We start from the raw sequence: 16,560 nt of genomic DNA, 5'->3' as shown, positions 1-16,560 counted from the left end.
ATGGGTATGGTGGGATTGGGCGGCGGGTAATGCCGGTGCGCCGCCTCCACGTCACGCAACGGCCGGCCTGACATAGGCACGGCCGGTTGCTGCCTTCCGTGCAAGCTTCAGAACAACAGCGCCGACATCTTGCGCCGGTAGCGGCCGACGAGGTCCTCGTCCTCGATCACCCGGAACGCGTCGATCAGCGACTTCTTGGGCAGGCCGTCCTCGAAGCTGCGGTCCTGGCGCAGCATCTCCAGGAACTGCTCCAGCGCCGCTTCGTCCTCGCCGCCGACCAGGCGCTGCACGCCGAGCAGGTAGCGCGACTTCAGATCGGCCGGGTCCTGCGCGATCGCCGCCTGCAGCGATTCCAGCGGCGGCGCCGACTGCAGCGCGCTGACGAAGCCCAGTCGCGCCCGCGCCCGCACCGCGCGTTCGTCGGTGGCCAGGTTGGCCGGCAGCGCGTCGATCAGCGCCTCGGCTTCGCTGGCCGCACCGGTCTTCACCAGCGCCAGCGCCAGGTCCAGCTTCAGTTCGTCCTTGTCCGGCTCGGCGGCCACCGCGTCGCGCAAACGCAGCACCTCGGCGTGCGGGTCCAGCGGCGCTGGGGGCGCGTCGTCCTGGACCTCGGCCGGCGCCGGCAGCGGCGCGATGCCGTGCTGGGTCAGGAACTCGCGCAGCTGTCCTTCGGGCATGGCGCCGGGGAAGCCGTCGACCAGTTGCCCGTCCTTGACCAGGAACACGGTCGGCACCGAGCGGATCTGGAACGCGGCGGCGATCTGCTGCTCCTGATCCACATCGACCTTGGCCAGCTCGAACGCGCCGTGGTACTCGGCGGCCAGCTTCTCCAGGATCGGACTCAGGGTCTTGCACGGGCCGCACCAGGGCGCCCAGAAGTCCACCAGCACGGGGGTCTGCAGCGATTTCTGCAGCACTTCCGCTTCGAAGGTCTCGGTCTTGGCGTCGAAAACGTGGGGCATGTCGGACATGGGGGCATCGTGGCTGGCGAAGAAGATTCAGTTCTATGGTGGCAGACCGGCGGCGACGCAAGGGTGCGCAGGGCGGCGATGGCCTCCGCGCAGGCGCCGCGGCGATCGCGGCCGTGGCGGGCACGCAGGGTGCCAGCCACGGCCGCAGCGGCGACAATGGGCGTTTGGCGCGCCGCGGTGGCGTGGCGGCGCAGATGCCCGGAGACATGATGGCGAACCGATACGATCAGGCGCTGCGCTATGCAGGGCCGTTGCTGGCGCTGGTCGCCGTGGCCGCGGTGGTGGGCTTCGGACTGGCCCTGCCGGGCTACCTGCCGTGGTCGCATCCGGTCGCGCTGCTCGGCGCCAGCGGCATCGCCCATGCCGGGGCCTTCGACCTGCTGGCCTTCGTGCTGCCCGGGGCGCTGGCGGTGGCGCTGGCGCTGCGCCTATTGCAGCGCAGCGGCCGTGGCGCGCCCTGGTCGCTGCGCGTCGGCGGCCAGTTGCTGCTGCTGGCCGGGCTGGCCTTCGCCGGCATGGGCCTGCTGCCGCTGGACCCGGCCGACCTGGAGTCGCGCGCCACCCAGTTGCATGCCAGCGCCTGGCTGCTGTGGGTGGTGGCGCTGGTGGCGGCGGCCAGCCTGCTGGCTTTCGGCGCCTGGCGCCAGCCCGGCGCGCGCGGCTGGGCGCGCGCCGCGCTGGCGGTGGCGCTGCTGGCCGCGCTCGGCGCGTTCGCACTGGACGCGCTGCTGTCGGCGGCGGTGGCGCAGCGGCTGGTGTTCGCGCTGTGGTGGGCCTGGTTGGCGCTGCTGGCCTGCTGGCCCGGGCCGCAGGCGCTGCCGCGCCGCGGCTGAAACCGCCGCCGCCGCGCAATCGGCGCTGTCCCGCAGCGCATCCAACCCGCCCGGCGCAAGGCCGTTTCGTGTTCGTTCGGCCATGCCGGCCGGCGCGGCAAGCGTGGTTTTCCCCGTCTCCGTCGCGCTGGCAGCGATGCGCGCGCGGCTCCCCGGGCCGGGCGCAGGCGAGCGGCGCCGGCACCGCTCGTCGCCAGGATTGGAGCCGCTTGCTGCGCTGCGGTACCCTTGCCTGCTTTGTTGCCGCCTGGCCCTTGCCCGTTTCCATGTCCGCCGTCGAGCCCACCGCCTACGACCCGCAGCAGGTCGAATCGTCCGCCCAGCAGTTCTGGGACGCCACCCGCGCCTTCGAGGTCAACGAGACCACCGACAAGCCCAAGTTCTATTGCCTGTCGATGCTGCCGTACCCGTCCGGTGCGCTGCACATGGGCCACGTGCGCAACTACACGATCGGCGACGTGATCAGCCGCTACCAGCGCATGAACGGCAAGAACGTGCTGCAGCCGATGGGCTGGGACGCGTTCGGCCTGCCGGCCGAGAACGCCGCGATCAAGAACAAGACCGCGCCGGCGAAGTGGACCTACGCCAACATCGAGCACATGCGCAGCCAGCTCAAATCGCTGGGCTACGCGATCGACTGGTCGCGCGAATTCGCCACCTGCCGCCCCGAGTACTACGTGCACGAGCAGCGCATGTTCACCCGGCTGATGCGCAAGGGCCTGGCCTACCGCCGCAACGCGGTGGTGAACTGGGATCCGGTCGACCAGACCGTACTGGCCAACGAGCAGGTCATCGACGGCCGCGGCTGGCGCTCCGGCGCGCTGGTGGAGAAGCGCGAGATCCCGCAGTGGTTCCTGCGCATCACCGACTACGCGCAGGAACTGCTCGACGGCCTGGACCAGCTGCCGGGCTGGCCGGAATCGGTCAAGACCATGCAGCGCAACTGGATCGGCCGTTCCGAAGGCCTGGAGATCCAGTTCGAGGTGCGCGACGCCGACGGCGCGGCGCTGGATCCGCTGCGCGTGTTCACCACGCGCCCGGACACGCTGATGGGGGTGACCTTCGTCTCCATCGCCAGCGAGCATCCGTTGGCGCTGCATGCGGCCAAGTCCAACCCGCAGCTGGCCGCCTTGCTGGCCGAGCTGAAGCAGGGCGGCGTGTCCGAGGCGGAACTGGAAACCCAGGAAAAGCGCGGCATGGACACCGGCCTGGTGGCGGTGCATCCGATCAGCGGCGAGCAGGTCCCGGTGTGGGTCGCCAATTTCGTGCTGATGGGCTACGGCACCGGCGCGGTGATGGCGGTGCCCGGCCACGACCAGCGCGATTTCGAGTTCGCCAACAAGTACGCGCTGCCGATCCGCCAGGTGATCGCGCTGACGGCGCCGAAGAACGACGAGGAGCGCACCTGGGAGTCGAGCGTCTGGCGCGACTGGTACACCGACAAGACCCGCGAGTTCGAACTGGTCAATTCCGCCGAGTTCGACGGCCTGGACTACCACGGCGCGTTCGAGGCGCTGGCCGAGCGCTTCGAGCGCAAGGGCCAGGGCCAGCGCCGCATCAACTACCGCCTGCGCGACTGGGGCGTCAGCCGCCAGCGCTACTGGGGCTGCCCGATTCCGGTGATCTACTGCGCCAGCTGCGGCGCGGTGCCGGTGCCGGAAGACCAGTTGCCGGTGCTGCTGCCGGAGAACGTGGCGCTGAGCGGCACCGGGTCGCCGCTGAAGACCGATCCGGAATGGCGCAAGACCACCTGCCCGCAGTGCGGCGCGGCGGCCGAGCGCGAGACCGACACCTTCGACACCTTCATGGAGTCGAGCTGGTACTACGCGCGCTACACCTCGCCCGGCGCCAAGGACATGGTCGACAAGCGCGGCAACTACTGGCTGCCGGTGGACCAGTACATCGGCGGCATCGAGCACGCGATCCTGCACCTGATGTACTTCCGCTTCTTCCACAAGCTGCTGCGCGACGCGCGCCTGGTGGACAGCGACGAGCCGGCGACCAACCTGCTGACCCAGGGCATGGTGATCGCCGAGACCTACTACCGCGACAACGGCGACGGCTCCAAGGACTGGATCAACCCGGCCGACGTGGACGTGCAGCGCGACGAGCGCGGCCGCATCGTCGGCGCCAGCCTGATCGCCGACGGCGCGCCGGTGCAGATCGGCGGCACCGAGAAGATGTCCAAGTCCAAGAACAACGGCGTGGACCCGCAGGCGATGGTCGGCAAGTACGGCGCCGACACGGTGCGCCTGTTCTCGATGTTCGCCGCGCCGCCGGAGCAGTCGCTGGAGTGGAACGAGGCCGGCGTGGACGGCATGGCACGGTTCCTGCGCCGGCTGTGGGCGCAGGTGCATAAGCATGTCGCCGACGGCGCCGCCCCGGCGCTGGATGCGGCCGCGCTGGGCGCCGAGCACAAGGCGCTGCGGCGCAAGACCCACGAGACCATCGGCAAGGTCGCCGACGACTACGGCCGGCGCCACAGCTTCAACACCGCGATCGCCGCGGTGATGGAGCTGACCAACGCGCTGGCCAAGTTCGACGATGCCGGCGACCAGGGCCGCGCGGTGCGCCAGGAAGCGCTGGAAGCGGCGGTGCTGCTGCTCAACCCGATCACCCCGCACGCCAGCCATGCGCTGTGGCAGGCGCTGGGGCATGCGCCGACGCTGCTGGAAGACCTGCCGTTCCCGCAGCCGGACCCGGCCGCGCTGGTGCGCGACGCGCTGACCCTGGCGGTGCAGGTCAACGGCAAGCTGCGCGGCACCATCGAGGTCGCGGCCGACGCCCCGCGCGAGCAGATCGAGGCGCTGGCCCAGGCCGAGCCGAACACCGCCAAGTTCCTGGAAGGCCTGAGCATCCGCAAGATCATCATCGTGCCGGGCAAGATCGTGAACCTGGTGGCGGCGTGAACCGCGCCACCGCGGGCGCACGCGGTGTCGCGGCGCCAGGTGCGGCGGCAGCGTCGGCGCGCGCTTCGGTACGTCTCAACCTTCGTTCACGCGGCATCGGGCAGGCTAGCCGCCTGTTGCCGCGCCCAGCCGGCTCCTCCAGACTGTGTCCATGACCCGACTCCTGCTCGCCCTCGTCCTCGCGACGACCCTGACCGCCTGCGGCTTCCATCTGCGCGACAAGCTGACCCTGCCGGCCGGCACGCCCTCGGTAAAGGTGGTCTCCTCGGCGCCCTACAGCGAGCTGGTGAAGCTGCTCGAACGCGGCCTGCGCGCCGCCGGTGCGGAGATCGCGCCGAAAGAGGTCAACACCGGCGTGGCGCGCCTGGAAGTGCTGTCCGAGCGCTGGGGCGACCTGCCGATCGCGCTCGACGCCGAAGGCCGCGCCCAGGAATACAGCCTGCGCTACGCGGCGATCTTCGTGTTCCGCCGCGCCGACGGCAGCGTGCTGGTGCCGCAGCAGGTGATCGAGCTGTCGCGCGACTACGTGTCGCCGCCGACCGACGCCACCGGCACCACCACCGAGCGCGAGATCCTCGCCGACGAACTGCGCCGCGAGATGTCGGCCTCGATGCTGCGCCGGATCGACAGCGTGGTACGCGCCGAAGTGCGCAGCGGCAAGAACGTCAACGAAGCGCCGCCGGCCGCCACCGGCACGCCGGTCGAAGGCACGCCGGACCCCGGCACGCCGCCGGCGACCTCGCCGCAGCCTTGATCGGCCGGCCACCGTCCGCCGCCTGTCGCTCGCCCGTAACCGGCGATCCGCTGGCGGCGCGCAGCGACAGGCCCTAGGTTGCCGCCATGGAATTGCGTCCCGAACAACTCGTCACCCAGCCGGCCGCACAGCCGCTGCATCCGGTCTATCTGATCGCCGGCCCGGAAACCCTGCGCGTGCTCGAAGCCGCCGATGCGGTGCGTGCACGTGCGCGCGCCGAAGGCATCGGCGAGCGCGAGGTGTTCGACGCCGACGGCCGCGATTTCGACTGGAGCCAGCTGTATTCCAGCTTCAACGCGCCGAGCCTGTTCAGCCCGCGCCGGCTGATCGAACTGCGCCTGCCCAGCGGCAAGCCCGGCAAGGAAGGCGGCGAGGTGATCAGCGCGTTCTGCGCCGATCCGCCGCCGGACGTGGTGCTGCTGATCACCTGCAACGAATGGAGCAAGGCGCACCAGGGCAAGTGGGCCGACGCGGTCGGCCGGCTCGGGGTGATCGCGGTGGCCTGGGCGATCAAGCCGCACGAACTGGGCGACTGGATCGAGCGCCGCCTGCGCAGCAAGGGCCTGCGTGCCGATGCCGGCGCGGTGCAGCGCCTGGCCGAGCGGGTCGAAGGCAATCTGCTGGCCGCCGCGCAGGAGATCGACAAACTGGCGTTGCTGGCCGACGGGCAGAGCCTGGACGTGGCGGCGATGGAGTCGCTGGTCGCCGATGCCGCGCGCTACGACGTGTTCCGCCTGGCCGAGGCCACCCTGGCCGGGCAGGCGCCGGCGGTCGGACGCATGCTCGCCGGCCTGCGCGCCGAGGGCGAAGCGGTGGCGGCCTTGCTGCCGATCCTGATCAAGGAACTGCTGCGCACCGCGGCGCTGGCCAAGGTCCAGGCGGCCGGCGGCAACCTGGCCGCGGAGATGAAGGGGCAGGGCATCTGGGAGTCGCGCCAGGCGCCGTTCAAGCGCGCCCTGCAGCGGCATGCCGAACCACGCCGCTGGGAACGCTTCGCCGCCGAAGCCGGGCGCATCGACCGCATCGCCAAGGGCCGTGCCGACGGCGACGCCTGGATCGCGCTGGAGCGCCTGCTGCTGGCCATCGCCGAGGCGCGGGCGGTGCGGTTGTTGGTGGTATGACGGCCGGGATTGGGGATTGGGGATTGGGGATTGGCAACAGCGGCGATCCCATGGCGTCGGATGTTCGTGCAGAAGTTGCCGCCGTTGACGAATCCCCAATCCCGAATCCCCAATCCCGGCCTTTCCTCCACCTGATCTACGGCGGCACCTTCGACCCCATCCACAACGGCCACCTGGCGATCGCGCGGGCGGCGCGCGATGCGTTCGGGGTGCCGGTGCGGCTGATGCCGGCCGCCGATCCGCCGCATCGCCAGGCGCCGGGTGCCGATGCCCGGCAGCGCTGCGAGATGCTGGCGCTGGCGATCGACGGCGAAGCCGGGCTGTTGCTCGACCAGCACGAACTGCAGCGCGCGCTGGCGCGGCCGGGCGTGGCCTCGTACAGCATCGACACGGTGCGCGAACTGCGTGCCGAACTCGGCGCCGCCGCGCCGCTGGCGCTGCTGATCGGCGCCGACAGCTTCGTCGGGTTCAATAGCTGGCGCGACTGGCGCGGCCTGCTCGACGCGGCGCATCTGGTCGTCGCCGACCGTGCCGGCAGCGGCTGGGAACGCGCCTTGCCGGCCGAACTGGCGCAGGCGGTGGCCGGGCGCTGGGCCGCGTCGCCGCAGGCGCTGGCCGGCGCGCCGGGCGGCCTGCTGTGGTGCCTGCGGCAGCCGCTGCGCAGCGAATCGGCCAGCCAGGTGCGCGCGCGCATCGCCGCCGGCGACGACTGGGCGGCCCTGGTGCCGGCCGCGGTCGCGGACTACATCCGTGCCGCCGGGCTGTACGCGGCGGCCCATGCCGCCCCTCGCGCCGGCTAGCTGAATACGCGTCTTCGCGTAGTTCCCTATAATTCGCCCATTCCATCGAGTTCGCACCTTTGTCCAGTCAAGCCCACGTCATCAAGACCCAATTGCCCAACCCGCCGCCGTCGTTGCCGGTACTGCTCGCCCATGTCCGCAACGCGCTCGACGAGCTCAAGGCCAAGGACGCGGTGGAAATCGACGTGCGCGGCAAGTCCAGCGTCACCGATTACATGATCGTCGTCTCCGGCACCTCCACCCGCCACGTCAAGTCGATCGCCGACGAGGTGATCAAGCACGCCAAGAAGCTGGACGTGATGCCGCTGGGCGTGGAAGGCGAGCGCGAGGCCGAGTGGGTGCTGGTCGATCTCGGCGACGTGGTGGTGCACGTGATGCTGCCGCGGGTGCGCGAGTTCTATGCGCTGGAGCGGCTGTGGACGGTCGGCGACCAGCCGCCGAGCGACGACGACGGCGACGCACCGGCACGCGATGCCTAAGCGGCACGACGACGCGCGCGGCGCCGGCGGCGATGCGTCGCCGGTGCGGGTGCGCGGCGCGGTCGGCGAGGTCGCGCAGTCGCGCGCGACCCCCGCGCGCAAGCGCTTCGGCGCACTGATCGAACGCATCGAGCGCACGCGCGTGCAATTGCGCGCCTGGCACGAGGCGTTGCCGCGCTGGGAACAGCGTTTCCACGAACAGGTCGAGCCGTTGCTGCAGGCGCGCGATGCGGCGCAGGCGCAACTGCTGCGGGAACTGGATACGGCGCATGCCGCCTACAAGCTGAGCAAGCGCGATCGCGCGGATCTGTCCGAGGCGATCTGCGAACTGGCCGCGCTGCTGATCCAGGACGGCGGCGGCGACGAACTGAAGCGCATCTACGACCGCCACAGTCCGATCGGTTTCGACCAGGGCCTGGCCGAGTCCGAGGCGCTGCTGACGTCGGTGATCGGCGAGGAGTTCGGCCTGACCGAGGAAGAGCTGCGGCATGTCCAGTCGCCCGAGGCGCTGTACGCGCAGGTGCAGGAGCGCCTGCAGGCGCAACAGGCGCACGCAGACGGGCGCGCGCAGCAGCGCGCGAAGCGTCGCCGCGCCGGTGCCGGTAAGCCAGCGGACAGCGTCGCCGATCCGCAACAGGCGCGCCGCGCGCTGTACCGCAACCTGGTCGCGGCCCTGCATCCGGACCGCGAGCCCGATCCGCAGCAGCGCGAACGCAAGACCGCATTGATGCAGCGGCTCAACCAGGCCTATCGCGACGACGACCTGCTGACCCTGCTGGAACTGCAACTGGAGATCGGTCAACTGGATCAGGCCGCAATCGCGGCGATGGCCGAGGAACGGATTCGCGACTACAACAGCATGTTCGCCACGCAACTAAAGCAGGTCGAGCTGGAGCTGGCGCAGGTGGTCGATGACTTCATGACACGTTATGGCCTGTACGAAGAGCGTCGTCCGCAGCCGCAGCGCCTGGACGCGTTGCTGGCGCAGTTCAAGCGCCAGCTGCAGGACGAGATCCAGCAATGCGCCGAAGACCGTGCTGCGGCAAGTCAGCCGGACACGCTCAAGCAATGGATCAAGCTATACCGTGCGCGCTTGATCGAGCAGCAGATCGACGACGGCATGTTCGACGTGGCGTTCGTGCCGGAGCGCTGGTGACGCGCGCGCTGCGGTCGCGACGATGAAGGCGCGGCTCATCGCCACCGGCGAACGCGCGCCCGCCTGGGTCGCGCAGGGCTTCGCCGAATACCGCAAGCGCCTGTCGCACTGGCTGCCGCTGGAGCTGGTCGAGATCGAACCCGGATTGCGCGGCAAGGGCCGCGACGCGCAGCGCGCGATCGAGGACGAAGGCCGCCGCGTGCTCGCCGCGCTGCCGAAGAACGCGCTGGTGGTGGCGCTGGACGTGCCAGGCAAGCCGTACAGTTCCGAACAGCTGGCGCAACGCATGGAACACTGGCGCGGCCAGGGCCGCGACCTGGCGCTGCTGATCGGCGGTCCCGAAGGCCATTCGCCCGAGGTGCTGGCGGTGGCCGGCGAATCCTGGTCGCTGGGTCCACTGACCCTGCCGCACATGCTGGTGCGGCTGGTGGTGGCCGAACAGCTGTACCGCGCCGCGGCGATGCTGGCCAACCATCCCTACCATCGCGCGTGATCGTCGGGTTCGCCTGATACGCCTGGTGCGTGCATGACGCGCCAGCCGCGCGTCGCCCACGGCGACATCGCAATGCGTCCTCTGCAGCATCTCTGCAGCATCTGCTAACAAAAAAAGCCCGGGCTCGCGCCCGGGCTTTTTTGTTAGCGCAACGCGTTCGATCAGTTGAACGTGTACTTGGCGCCCACCGTGAAGTAGCGGCCGACCGCGCCGCTGAAGTGCAGCGGGTTGTAGTTGACGCCGCCGTAGGTGGACGGATCCAGCGGCGCGATCCGGTCGAACACGTTCTGCACCGAGGCATTGAGTTCGAACGCGTCGGTGACGTTCCAGCGGCCCGATAGGTCGAAGGTGGTGAACGAGGCGATCTTCTCGACCGGGCTGCCGTCCGCGTAGAACGCCAGGTAGTCGCCGCCGCGGCGGTCCTTGTTCTCGATGCTGTCGATGTAGTTGACCACGCCGCTGACGCTCCAGCTGCCCTGCTTCCAGGTAGTGCCGAAGTTGACACGGTCTTGCGGGGTACCGATGCAGTTGGTCACGTCGCAGTTGCCGTGGGTGCCGACGTAGTCGACCGTGCCGCTAGCGCCAGTGCGCTCGAACTTGAGCAGGTGGCTCCACTGCGCATCCAGCTCCAACTGGCCCGGGCCGATGGCGAAGGTCTGGCGGATGTCGGTATCGATGCCGCGCACACGCGAGGAATTGGCGTTCACGTAATCGGAATTGACCGCCAGGATGGTGCCGCTGTTGGCCACGCCACCGATGTCGTTGCTGTCGCGCAGCACATTGCCGGCGAGGATCGCGTCTCTGGTGTCGCTTTGGGCGATCTCGTTGGTCCGCTTGATTTCCCAAGCGTCCACGGTCAGCGAAGTGCTGGAGGTCGGCTGCAGCACGAAACCCACCGAGTAGCTTTTGGACTCTTCCGGCTTCAGCGCCGAATTCGGACGGGTGATGATCGCCACCGAGCGCGCGGTGCATTCGTTAGCCGGGTCGATCGCGCAGCGCACCGGGTCGGATGCGTTGGAGAACGCGGCCAGGCCGCCGTCGCCGTTCTCGGCCGGGTTCGGCGCGCGGAAGCCTTCGGCGTAGGTGGCGCGCAAGGCGATCCAGTCGGCCGGGGTCCACTTCACGCCGAGCTTCGGCGTGGCCTTGCCGTCGCCGCTCTCGTACTTGTCGTAGCGCACCGCCGCCGACAGTTCCAGCTGCTCCAGCACCGGCGCCGACAGCTCGGCGTAGGCGGCATAGACGTTCTGGGTACCATCGTAGGCCGAGTAGCCCAGGCCGATGATGTCGCCGACGTCGGTGTAGGTCTGCGGGGTCAGGCTGTTGCTGGTCTTGCGCCATTCGGTACCCAGCGCCAGGCCCAGCGGGCCGCCCTGCAGGTCGGCCAGGCTGCGCGAGACCTTGAAGTCGAACATGTCCAGGCTGGACTTGGCGCGCGCGCTGATGGTCGGCGAGATGTAGTCGTACAACGCCTGCGAGTTCAGCCCGGCGTTGTCGCCGATGCGCCAGGTGCCGGCCGCGCAGGCCGGGTTGCCCAGCACGCACTGCACCGCGCTGTAGCGCAGGAAGCCGGTACGCTTGTTGACCAGGTCGGTGCCCGAATGCAGGTAGGCGGTGTCGTAGCTCCACTCGCCCCAATTGCCTTTGACCCCGACCAGGAAGCGGTTGAACTCGTTGGTGTTGTCGGTCACGCGCGGACCCACATCCCAGGCGCTGTAGCGCACGCGCGCGGCGTAGGGCAGCGGATTGTCGGGATGGCCGGCATAGAGCGTGGTGGCGCCGGCGCCGCTGTTGGCGTTGACCGGGCCGCCGGGATAGCCCCAGCCGCCGGACACGCTGGACGGGGTGTTGGAGAACACGGTCTCCTTCTTCGAGTAGCCGATCTCGGTGTAGATCTCGCCGCCTTCGCCGAAGGCGAAGCTAGCGCGGCCGAACACGTTGACGTACTTCTCTTCCGGACTCAGGTCGCGGTACAGCTGGGCCGGATCCCACAGGCAGCCCTGTGCCTGGGCCGTGGCATCGGACTGGCCGGGAATCGTGGTCAAGCCGGCGCAACCGGGCAGGGCGACCAACTGCGGCGTGGCGGCGTTGTTGAACACCGAGCCGTTCGGACCCACGCCGCCAGCTGTGCCGCCGCTGAGGTAGGCGCCGCCGAGGAACTGTGCGTCGTCGGCAGCGTAGCCGTAGCGGCGGGTGTCGCCGGTGCCGATCCACTTGCGGTCCTTGCGGTCGCCGATCTTGATCGCGTCGGACTTGCCCACGTCCAGGCTGAAGAACGCGTTCCAGCCGTCGTTGGCGAAGTTGCCGGTGCCGGCGGTCAAGGTTGCCTTGCGGGTGTCGCCGTCGCTGTCGCCGGACATGCCGTAGGAGCCGCGCAGGATCGCGCCTTCGAAGTCGCTGCGCAGGATGATGTTGACCACGCCGGCGATGGCGTCGGAGCCATAGATCGCCGAGGCGCCATCCTTCAGGATGTCGATCCGCTCGACCGCGTCCAGCGGAATGGTGCTCAGGTCGGTGAACACCTTCTGGCCGTCGTCGGCCAGGCCGTAGGTGGCCATGCGCCGGCCGTTCAACAGCACCAGGGTGGAGCCGGCACCGAGGCCGCGCAGCGAGATGCCGGCGCCGCCGCCGGCGAAGCCGTTGCCGAAGCTCTTGGGAATCGAGCCGGCGCCGTCGGAGGTCAGCGTCTGCAGGTATTCGGCCACCGTGCTCTTGCCGGTACGGTCGATTTCCTGGCGGGTGACCACCTGGACCGGGGACGGGGTTTCGGTATTGGTGCGGGGGATGTTGGAGCCGGTGACGGTGATGCGGTCGAGGTTGGTCGCCGCTTCCTGCGCGAATGCGGCGGGGACGGCGGCAGCGGTGGCGAGGACGCCAGCGACGGAGGCGCAAAGAATATGGCGGCGGGTTGCACGCCGTTGGTTCGGGTTGTTCACAGTTTCTCTCCTAACTGGAAGCGCGAGTTTTGATTTCTAATTTTGCTAAAAGCGCCGGTGTATATGAAGGCCGGCTGGCTCCCATCTAGGTGTATTTATCGTGAATGAATTGTGAATTTTGAATTAAAGGCCCCGGCGGGCGTTTCCGGCGCCAGGGCCGCGCCAGCGTTCAACGGCCTAGCGAAAAATCCACCGGCACCAAGCCATAAGCCTGAACTGGCACTCCTTGCTGCAATGCAGCATGGAACTTCCAGCGCTTCAGCACCTGCTCACGCGCGGCCTGGTCGAGGATCCGGTGGCCGCTGCTCTTGGCGATGCTGACCTCCAGCGGCTGCCCGTCGACGCCGACCAGCACGCGCAGCAACACGCTGCCCTGCAGGCCGTCGCGCAGCGCATCGCGCGGGTAGGGCGGGGCCGGCGCACGCAGGTATTGCAGCTGCATGCCGGCGACCGGTGCGCTGACCTGATCCGACGGCACGCTCGGCTCGGCCGCGGTGGGCGCCGGATCGGCGGCCTCGGCCTGCATCGGCATCGGGCTGGTGTCGGCCAGCGGCGCCTGCACCGGCGTCGGGACCGGCACGGCGGTCGGCACCCGCGGCTGGGTCATGGGTCGTTTCTCGGGCAGCACCGTGGCTTGCGGCGGCGTTGGAGTGACCGGGACCACGATCGGTTGTTGCCAGACGGGTTGCGCCTTGGCCGGCTCCTGCGGCGGCGCCACGTGCGAGAGCGGGATCAGCAACAGCAGCATTGCCAACAGGTGCAGCCCGATCGCGGCGCTGAGCGCCAGGATCCGCGACAGGTCGATACCGAACGAGGCAGCGGGGAGTTGCGTGCGAACCATGATCCACCTCCATGATGAGTGCGTCTTGTGGACTTGCGGTACGACCAAACGCGCCAGCGCGGCGGACGGGGTCGATGCGGCACCCGCCCGCGTCTCCGACATTGCGCCTGTTGCAGCTGCCATGGCAAGCGCCGGCAGCGGACCGCACAGCAGCGCCGCGCCACACGATCGCATGGTGCGGAAACGACGACGGCGCCCGCAGGCGCCGTCGTCGGCAAGCTGGTGCGAGCGGGGCTTACTTGCCCAGTTCGAACACCACGTCCAGGTTGACCGACACGCTGCTCTCGCCGGTCGCCACCGGGGTGCTGTCCATCTCCGCCTTCATCGCCATCGTGCGCATCATCGGCATCGGCCGCACGCCGCCGCCGCTGCCTTCGGAGATGCTGACGATGCGGCGCACGCGCAGGCCCAGCGACTTGGCGTAAGTCTGCGCGCGGGCCTGCGCCTTCTTCAGCGCATCGACCCGGGCCTGGTCGTACAGCGGTTCCGGATCGTCGATCTCGAAGGTGGGGCCGTTGATCTGGTTGGCGCCCTGCGCGGCCAGCGCGTCCAGCACCTTGCCGAGCTTGGCGATGTCGCGCACTTTCAGGTTGACCGAGTTGCTGGCCTGGTAGCCGAGGATCTGCGGGGCCTGGTTCTCGACGTACTTGTACTGCGGGCTGAGATTGATGCCGCTGGTCTGCACGTCCTTGTCGGCGATGCCGGCGGCGCGCACCGCGGCCAGCACCTTGGTCATCTGTTCGGCGTTCTGGCGCATCGCCGCGGCGCTGTCGCTGGCCTGGCTGACCACGCCGGCCGACAGCGTGGCCACGTCCGGCGCGTGCTTGGCCTCGGCCTGGGCGGCGATGTTGAGCAGGGTGCCGTCGGCGGGCACGGCGTAGCCCGGTGCGGCGGTTTGGGCATGGGCGGTCATCGTGCCTCCTAGGGCGAGGGTCAGGGCCAGCAGCAGCGGACGGATCGAGGGTGCACGCATTGGAGGTTCTCCTTGAAAGTGAGGCGAGGGTGTTGCCGCGACGATGAACGCGTCGTGATTCGGAGCGGGGTCGAGTGTGCGCCTGCGGAATTAGCGATCGTTCAGTCAGGCCCGCCGGGTTATCCTTCAGCCATGCTGTATCTCGCTTCCCGTTCCCCCCGCAGAAACGAACTGCTGACGCGCCTGGGCGTGCCGTTCCGGATCCTCGATCTGGAGGTGCCGGAAGTGCGCGCGGCCGACGAATCTGCGCAAGCCTATGTGCGCCGCGTGGCATTGGACAAGGCCCGCGCCGGCATGGCGCAGCTGGCCGGTGCTGCGGATGCGGTGGTGCTCGGCGCCGATACCGAGGTGGTGCTGGACGATCGCGTGTTCGGCAAGCCGGCCGGCGCCGCCGACGCGGCGGCGATGCTGGCCGCGCTGTCCGCGCGCACCCACCAGGCGATCACCGCGGTGGCGCTGGTCGCAGCGGCGCGCGAGGACGTGCTGCTGGTGCCGACCCAGGTTAGCTTCGCGGCCTTGTCGGCGCAGGACATCGCCGACTACGTGGCCAGCGGCGAACCGATGGGGCGCGCCGGCGCCTATGCGATCCAGGGCGGCGCCGAGCGCTTCGTCAGCCGCCTGGACGGCAGTTATTCCGGGGTGATGGGCCTGCCCCTGCACCAAACTTCCCAACTGCTGCGCGCCTTCGGAGTGCTTTGATGTCGCAAGAGATCCTGGTCAACGTCACACCGCGCGAGACCCGGGTGGCCGTCATCGAGAACGGCATGCTGCAGGAACTGCACATCGAGCGCGGCTGGCGCCGCGGGGTGGTGGGCAACATCTACAAGGGCCGGGTGCAGCGGGTCATGCCGGGCATGCAGGCGGCATTCGTCGAGGTCGGGCTGGAGCGCGCGGCGTTCCTGCACGCCAACGACGTAGTGCGGCCGGCGCCGGTGGCCAACGGCGACACCGACGAGGCGCCGCCGCTGCCGGTGGCGTCGGGAGTGCCGATCGTGGAGCTGCTGCGCGACGGCCAGGACATCGTGGTGCAGGTGGTCAAGGACCCGATCGGCAGCAAGGGCGCGCGGCTGACCACGCAGATCAGCATTCCCTCGCGCTATCTGGTGCTGCTGCCGCAGTCGCGGGTGATCGGGGTGTCGGCGCGGATCGAGGACGAGGCCGAGCGGCTGCGCCTGAAGACCCTGGTCGCCGACCTGGCCGCCAGCCACGGCGGCTTCGGCTACATCATCCGCACCAACGCCGAGGGCCAGCCGGCCGAAGCGCTGGCCGAGGACATCGCCTACCTGTCGCGGGTGTGGGCCGTGGTCGAACGGCGCGGCCGCGACGGCGCCCCGGCCAGCATCATCTACGAAGACCTGAGCCTGCCGCTGCGCGCGGTGCGCGACCTGATCCGCAAGGACGTGGAGAAGGTCAAGGTCGATTCGCACGAGACCTTCGAACGGCTGCAGGCGTTCGTCGCCAAGTACATGCCGATCCTGGCCGAGCGCCTGGAGCTGTATACCGGCGACCGCCCGATCTTCGACCTGTACGGCGTGGAGGACGAGATCGCGCGCGCGCTGGACAAGCAGGTGCCGCTGAAGTCCGGCGGCTACCTGGTCATCGACCAGACCGAGGCGATGACCACCATCGACGTCAACACCGGCTCGTTCCTGGGCCAGCGCAACCTCGAGGAAACGGTGTTCCGCACCAACCTGGAGGCGGCGCAGGCGGTGGCGCGGCAGCTGCGGCTGCGCAACCTGGGCGGCATCATCATCATCGACTTCATCGACATGGACGACGCCGAGCATCGCCGCCAGGTGCTGCGCACGCTGGAGAAGGCCTTGTCGCGCGACCACGCCAAGACCACGGTGTACGAGTTCTCGCCGCTGGGCCTGGTCGAGATGACCCGCAAGCGCACCGTCGAGAGCCTGGAGCGGCAGCTGTCCGAGCCGTGCCCGGAATGCAGCGGACGCGGTTCGATCAAGACCGCCGAGACCGTGACCTACGAGATCTTCCGCGAGATCACCCGCGCGGTGCGCCAGTTCGACGCGGCGCGGCTGCTGGTGATCGCATCGAGCAAGGTCGTGGCGCGGATCACCGACGAGGAATCCTCGGCGGTGGCCGAGCTGGAAGAGTTCCTCGGCAAGACCATCCGCTTCCAGGCCGACGAGCAATACCTGCAGGAGCAGTTCGACGTGGTGTTGTTGTGAGGCCGGGATTCGGGATTCGGGATTGGGGATTGGTTGAGCGGCGTGATCGCAACCGGTTGCTGTCCGCGCGCGTCGCTTTGGCGTTTGCGAATCCCCAATCCCGAATGC

General features: G+C 69.3%; 14 protein-coding genes. 10 read left to right on the top strand and 4 right to left on the bottom strand.

From position 1 onward, the window contains the following. Positions 1-107: 107 nt before the first annotated feature. Positions 108-971 carry a thioredoxin gene (trxA, locus tag HEP73_RS14610; protein WP_185820527.1) on the bottom strand — a complete coding sequence of 288 codons (864 nt, stop codon included), beginning with the start codon at positions 969-971 and terminating at the stop codon, positions 108-110. 209 nt (positions 972-1,180) lie between these two features. On the opposite strand from trxA, the gene HEP73_RS14605 reads away from it, so the two are divergent. The 8 genes from HEP73_RS14605 to rlmH all read left to right on the top strand — a co-directional run bounded on the left by HEP73_RS14605 (position 1,181) and on the right by rlmH (position 9,516). Next, a complete protein-coding gene (locus HEP73_RS14605) occupies positions 1,181-1,804 on the top strand; it encodes a DUF998 domain-containing protein (RefSeq protein WP_185820526.1) in 624 nt (207 codons plus the stop codon). A gap of 266 nt (positions 1,805-2,070) precedes the next feature. Next, on the top strand, positions 2,071-4,713 hold the full coding sequence (gene leuS / locus HEP73_RS14600; protein WP_185820525.1) for a leucine--tRNA ligase: 2,643 nt from the start codon (positions 2,071-2,073) through the stop codon (positions 4,711-4,713). A 151-nt stretch (positions 4,714-4,864) separates the two neighbouring features. Next, on the top strand, positions 4,865-5,467 hold the full coding sequence (locus HEP73_RS14595) for an LPS-assembly lipoprotein LptE (protein WP_185813354.1): 603 nt from the start codon (positions 4,865-4,867) through the stop codon (positions 5,465-5,467). Positions 5,468-5,553: 86 nt separating this feature from the next. Next, positions 5,554-6,588 carry a DNA polymerase III subunit delta gene (holA, locus tag HEP73_RS14590; protein WP_185820524.1) on the top strand — a complete coding sequence of 345 codons (1,035 nt, stop codon included), beginning with the start codon at positions 5,554-5,556 and terminating at the stop codon, positions 6,586-6,588. A gap of 50 nt (positions 6,589-6,638) precedes the next feature. Beyond that, a complete protein-coding gene (gene nadD, locus HEP73_RS14585) occupies positions 6,639-7,388 on the top strand; it encodes a nicotinate-nucleotide adenylyltransferase (protein ID WP_185820523.1) in 750 nt (249 codons plus the stop codon). A 59-nt stretch (positions 7,389-7,447) separates the two neighbouring features. Then, positions 7,448-7,867, top strand: coding sequence for a ribosome silencing factor (gene rsfS, locus HEP73_RS14580; RefSeq protein ID WP_185813351.1), 420 nt, complete (start codon positions 7,448-7,450; stop codon positions 7,865-7,867). Further along, positions 7,860-9,023 (top strand): J domain-containing protein, encoded by a 1,164-nt coding sequence (locus HEP73_RS14575; protein ID WP_185820522.1) that lies wholly within the window; start codon positions 7,860-7,862, stop codon positions 9,021-9,023. The genes rsfS and HEP73_RS14575 overlap by 8 nt, the downstream gene beginning before the upstream one ends. Positions 9,024-9,045: 22 nt before the next feature. After that, a complete protein-coding gene (gene rlmH / locus HEP73_RS14570; protein ID WP_053840845.1) occupies positions 9,046-9,516 on the top strand; it encodes a 23S rRNA (pseudouridine(1915)-N(3))-methyltransferase RlmH in 471 nt (156 codons plus the stop codon). A 161-nt stretch (positions 9,517-9,677) separates the two neighbouring features. Here the strand turns inward: rlmH and HEP73_RS14565 are convergent, their stop codons facing one another. The 3 genes from HEP73_RS14565 to HEP73_RS14555 all read right to left on the bottom strand — a co-directional run bounded on the left by HEP73_RS14565 (position 9,678) and on the right by HEP73_RS14555 (position 14,263). Further along, positions 9,678-12,449, bottom strand: coding sequence for a TonB-dependent receptor (locus HEP73_RS14565; protein ID WP_185820521.1), 2,772 nt, complete (start codon positions 12,447-12,449; stop codon positions 9,678-9,680). Positions 12,450-12,618: 169 nt separating this feature from the next. Beyond that, positions 12,619-13,290 (bottom strand): energy transducer TonB, encoded by a 672-nt coding sequence (locus tag HEP73_RS14560; protein WP_185820520.1) that lies wholly within the window; start codon positions 13,288-13,290, stop codon positions 12,619-12,621. Between the two features lie 235 nt (positions 13,291-13,525). Then, positions 13,526-14,263, bottom strand: a complete 738-nt coding sequence (locus HEP73_RS14555; protein WP_185813346.1) for an SIMPL domain-containing protein — start codon at positions 14,261-14,263, stop codon at positions 13,526-13,528. Between the two features lie 132 nt (positions 14,264-14,395). On the opposite strand from HEP73_RS14555, the gene HEP73_RS14550 reads away from it, so the two are divergent. Continuing rightward, entirely contained in the window at positions 14,396-14,962 is a 567-nt protein-coding gene (locus HEP73_RS14550; protein ID WP_185820519.1) for a Maf family nucleotide pyrophosphatase, read from the top strand. Then, positions 14,962-16,452, top strand: a complete 1,491-nt coding sequence (gene rng, locus HEP73_RS14545) for a ribonuclease G (RefSeq protein ID WP_185813344.1) — start codon at positions 14,962-14,964, stop codon at positions 16,450-16,452. Before HEP73_RS14550 ends, rng begins: the two co-directional genes overlap by 1 nt. Positions 16,453-16,560 lie beyond the last annotated feature (108 nt).

The organism is Xanthomonas sp. GW (assembly GCF_014236815.1).
Classification (GTDB): Bacteria; Pseudomonadota; Gammaproteobacteria; order Xanthomonadales; family Xanthomonadaceae; genus Xanthomonas_A.
This window is presented reverse-complemented; position numbering and strand designations above follow the sequence as displayed.

Bases quoted from the DNA above. Each gene is read 5' to 3' on its own strand.
- trxA (WP_185820527.1), bottom strand. From the start codon at position 971: ATGTCCGACATGCCCCACGTTTTCGACGCCAAGACCGAGACCTTCGAA.
- HEP73_RS14605 (WP_185820526.1), top strand. From the start codon at position 1,181: ATGGCGAACCGATACGATCAGGCGCTGCGCTATGCAGGGCCGTTGCTG.
- leuS (WP_185820525.1), top strand. From the start codon at position 2,071: ATGTCCGCCGTCGAGCCCACCGCCTACGACCCGCAGCAGGTCGAATCG.
- HEP73_RS14595 (WP_185813354.1), top strand. From the start codon at position 4,865: ATGACCCGACTCCTGCTCGCCCTCGTCCTCGCGACGACCCTGACCGCC.
- holA (WP_185820524.1), top strand. From the start codon at position 5,554: ATGGAATTGCGTCCCGAACAACTCGTCACCCAGCCGGCCGCACAGCCG.
- nadD (WP_185820523.1), top strand. From the start codon at position 6,639: ATGGCGTCGGATGTTCGTGCAGAAGTTGCCGCCGTTGACGAATCCCCA.
- HEP73_RS14575 (WP_185820522.1), top strand. From the start codon at position 7,860: ATGCCTAAGCGGCACGACGACGCGCGCGGCGCCGGCGGCGATGCGTCG.
- rlmH (WP_053840845.1), top strand. From the start codon at position 9,046: ATGAAGGCGCGGCTCATCGCCACCGGCGAACGCGCGCCCGCCTGGGTC.
- HEP73_RS14560 (WP_185820520.1), bottom strand. From the start codon at position 13,290: ATGGTTCGCACGCAACTCCCCGCTGCCTCGTTCGGTATCGACCTGTCG.
- HEP73_RS14555 (WP_185813346.1), bottom strand. From the start codon at position 14,263: ATGCGTGCACCCTCGATCCGTCCGCTGCTGCTGGCCCTGACCCTCGCC.
- HEP73_RS14550 (WP_185820519.1), top strand. From the start codon at position 14,396: ATGCTGTATCTCGCTTCCCGTTCCCCCCGCAGAAACGAACTGCTGACG.
- rng (WP_185813344.1), top strand. From the start codon at position 14,962: ATGTCGCAAGAGATCCTGGTCAACGTCACACCGCGCGAGACCCGGGTG.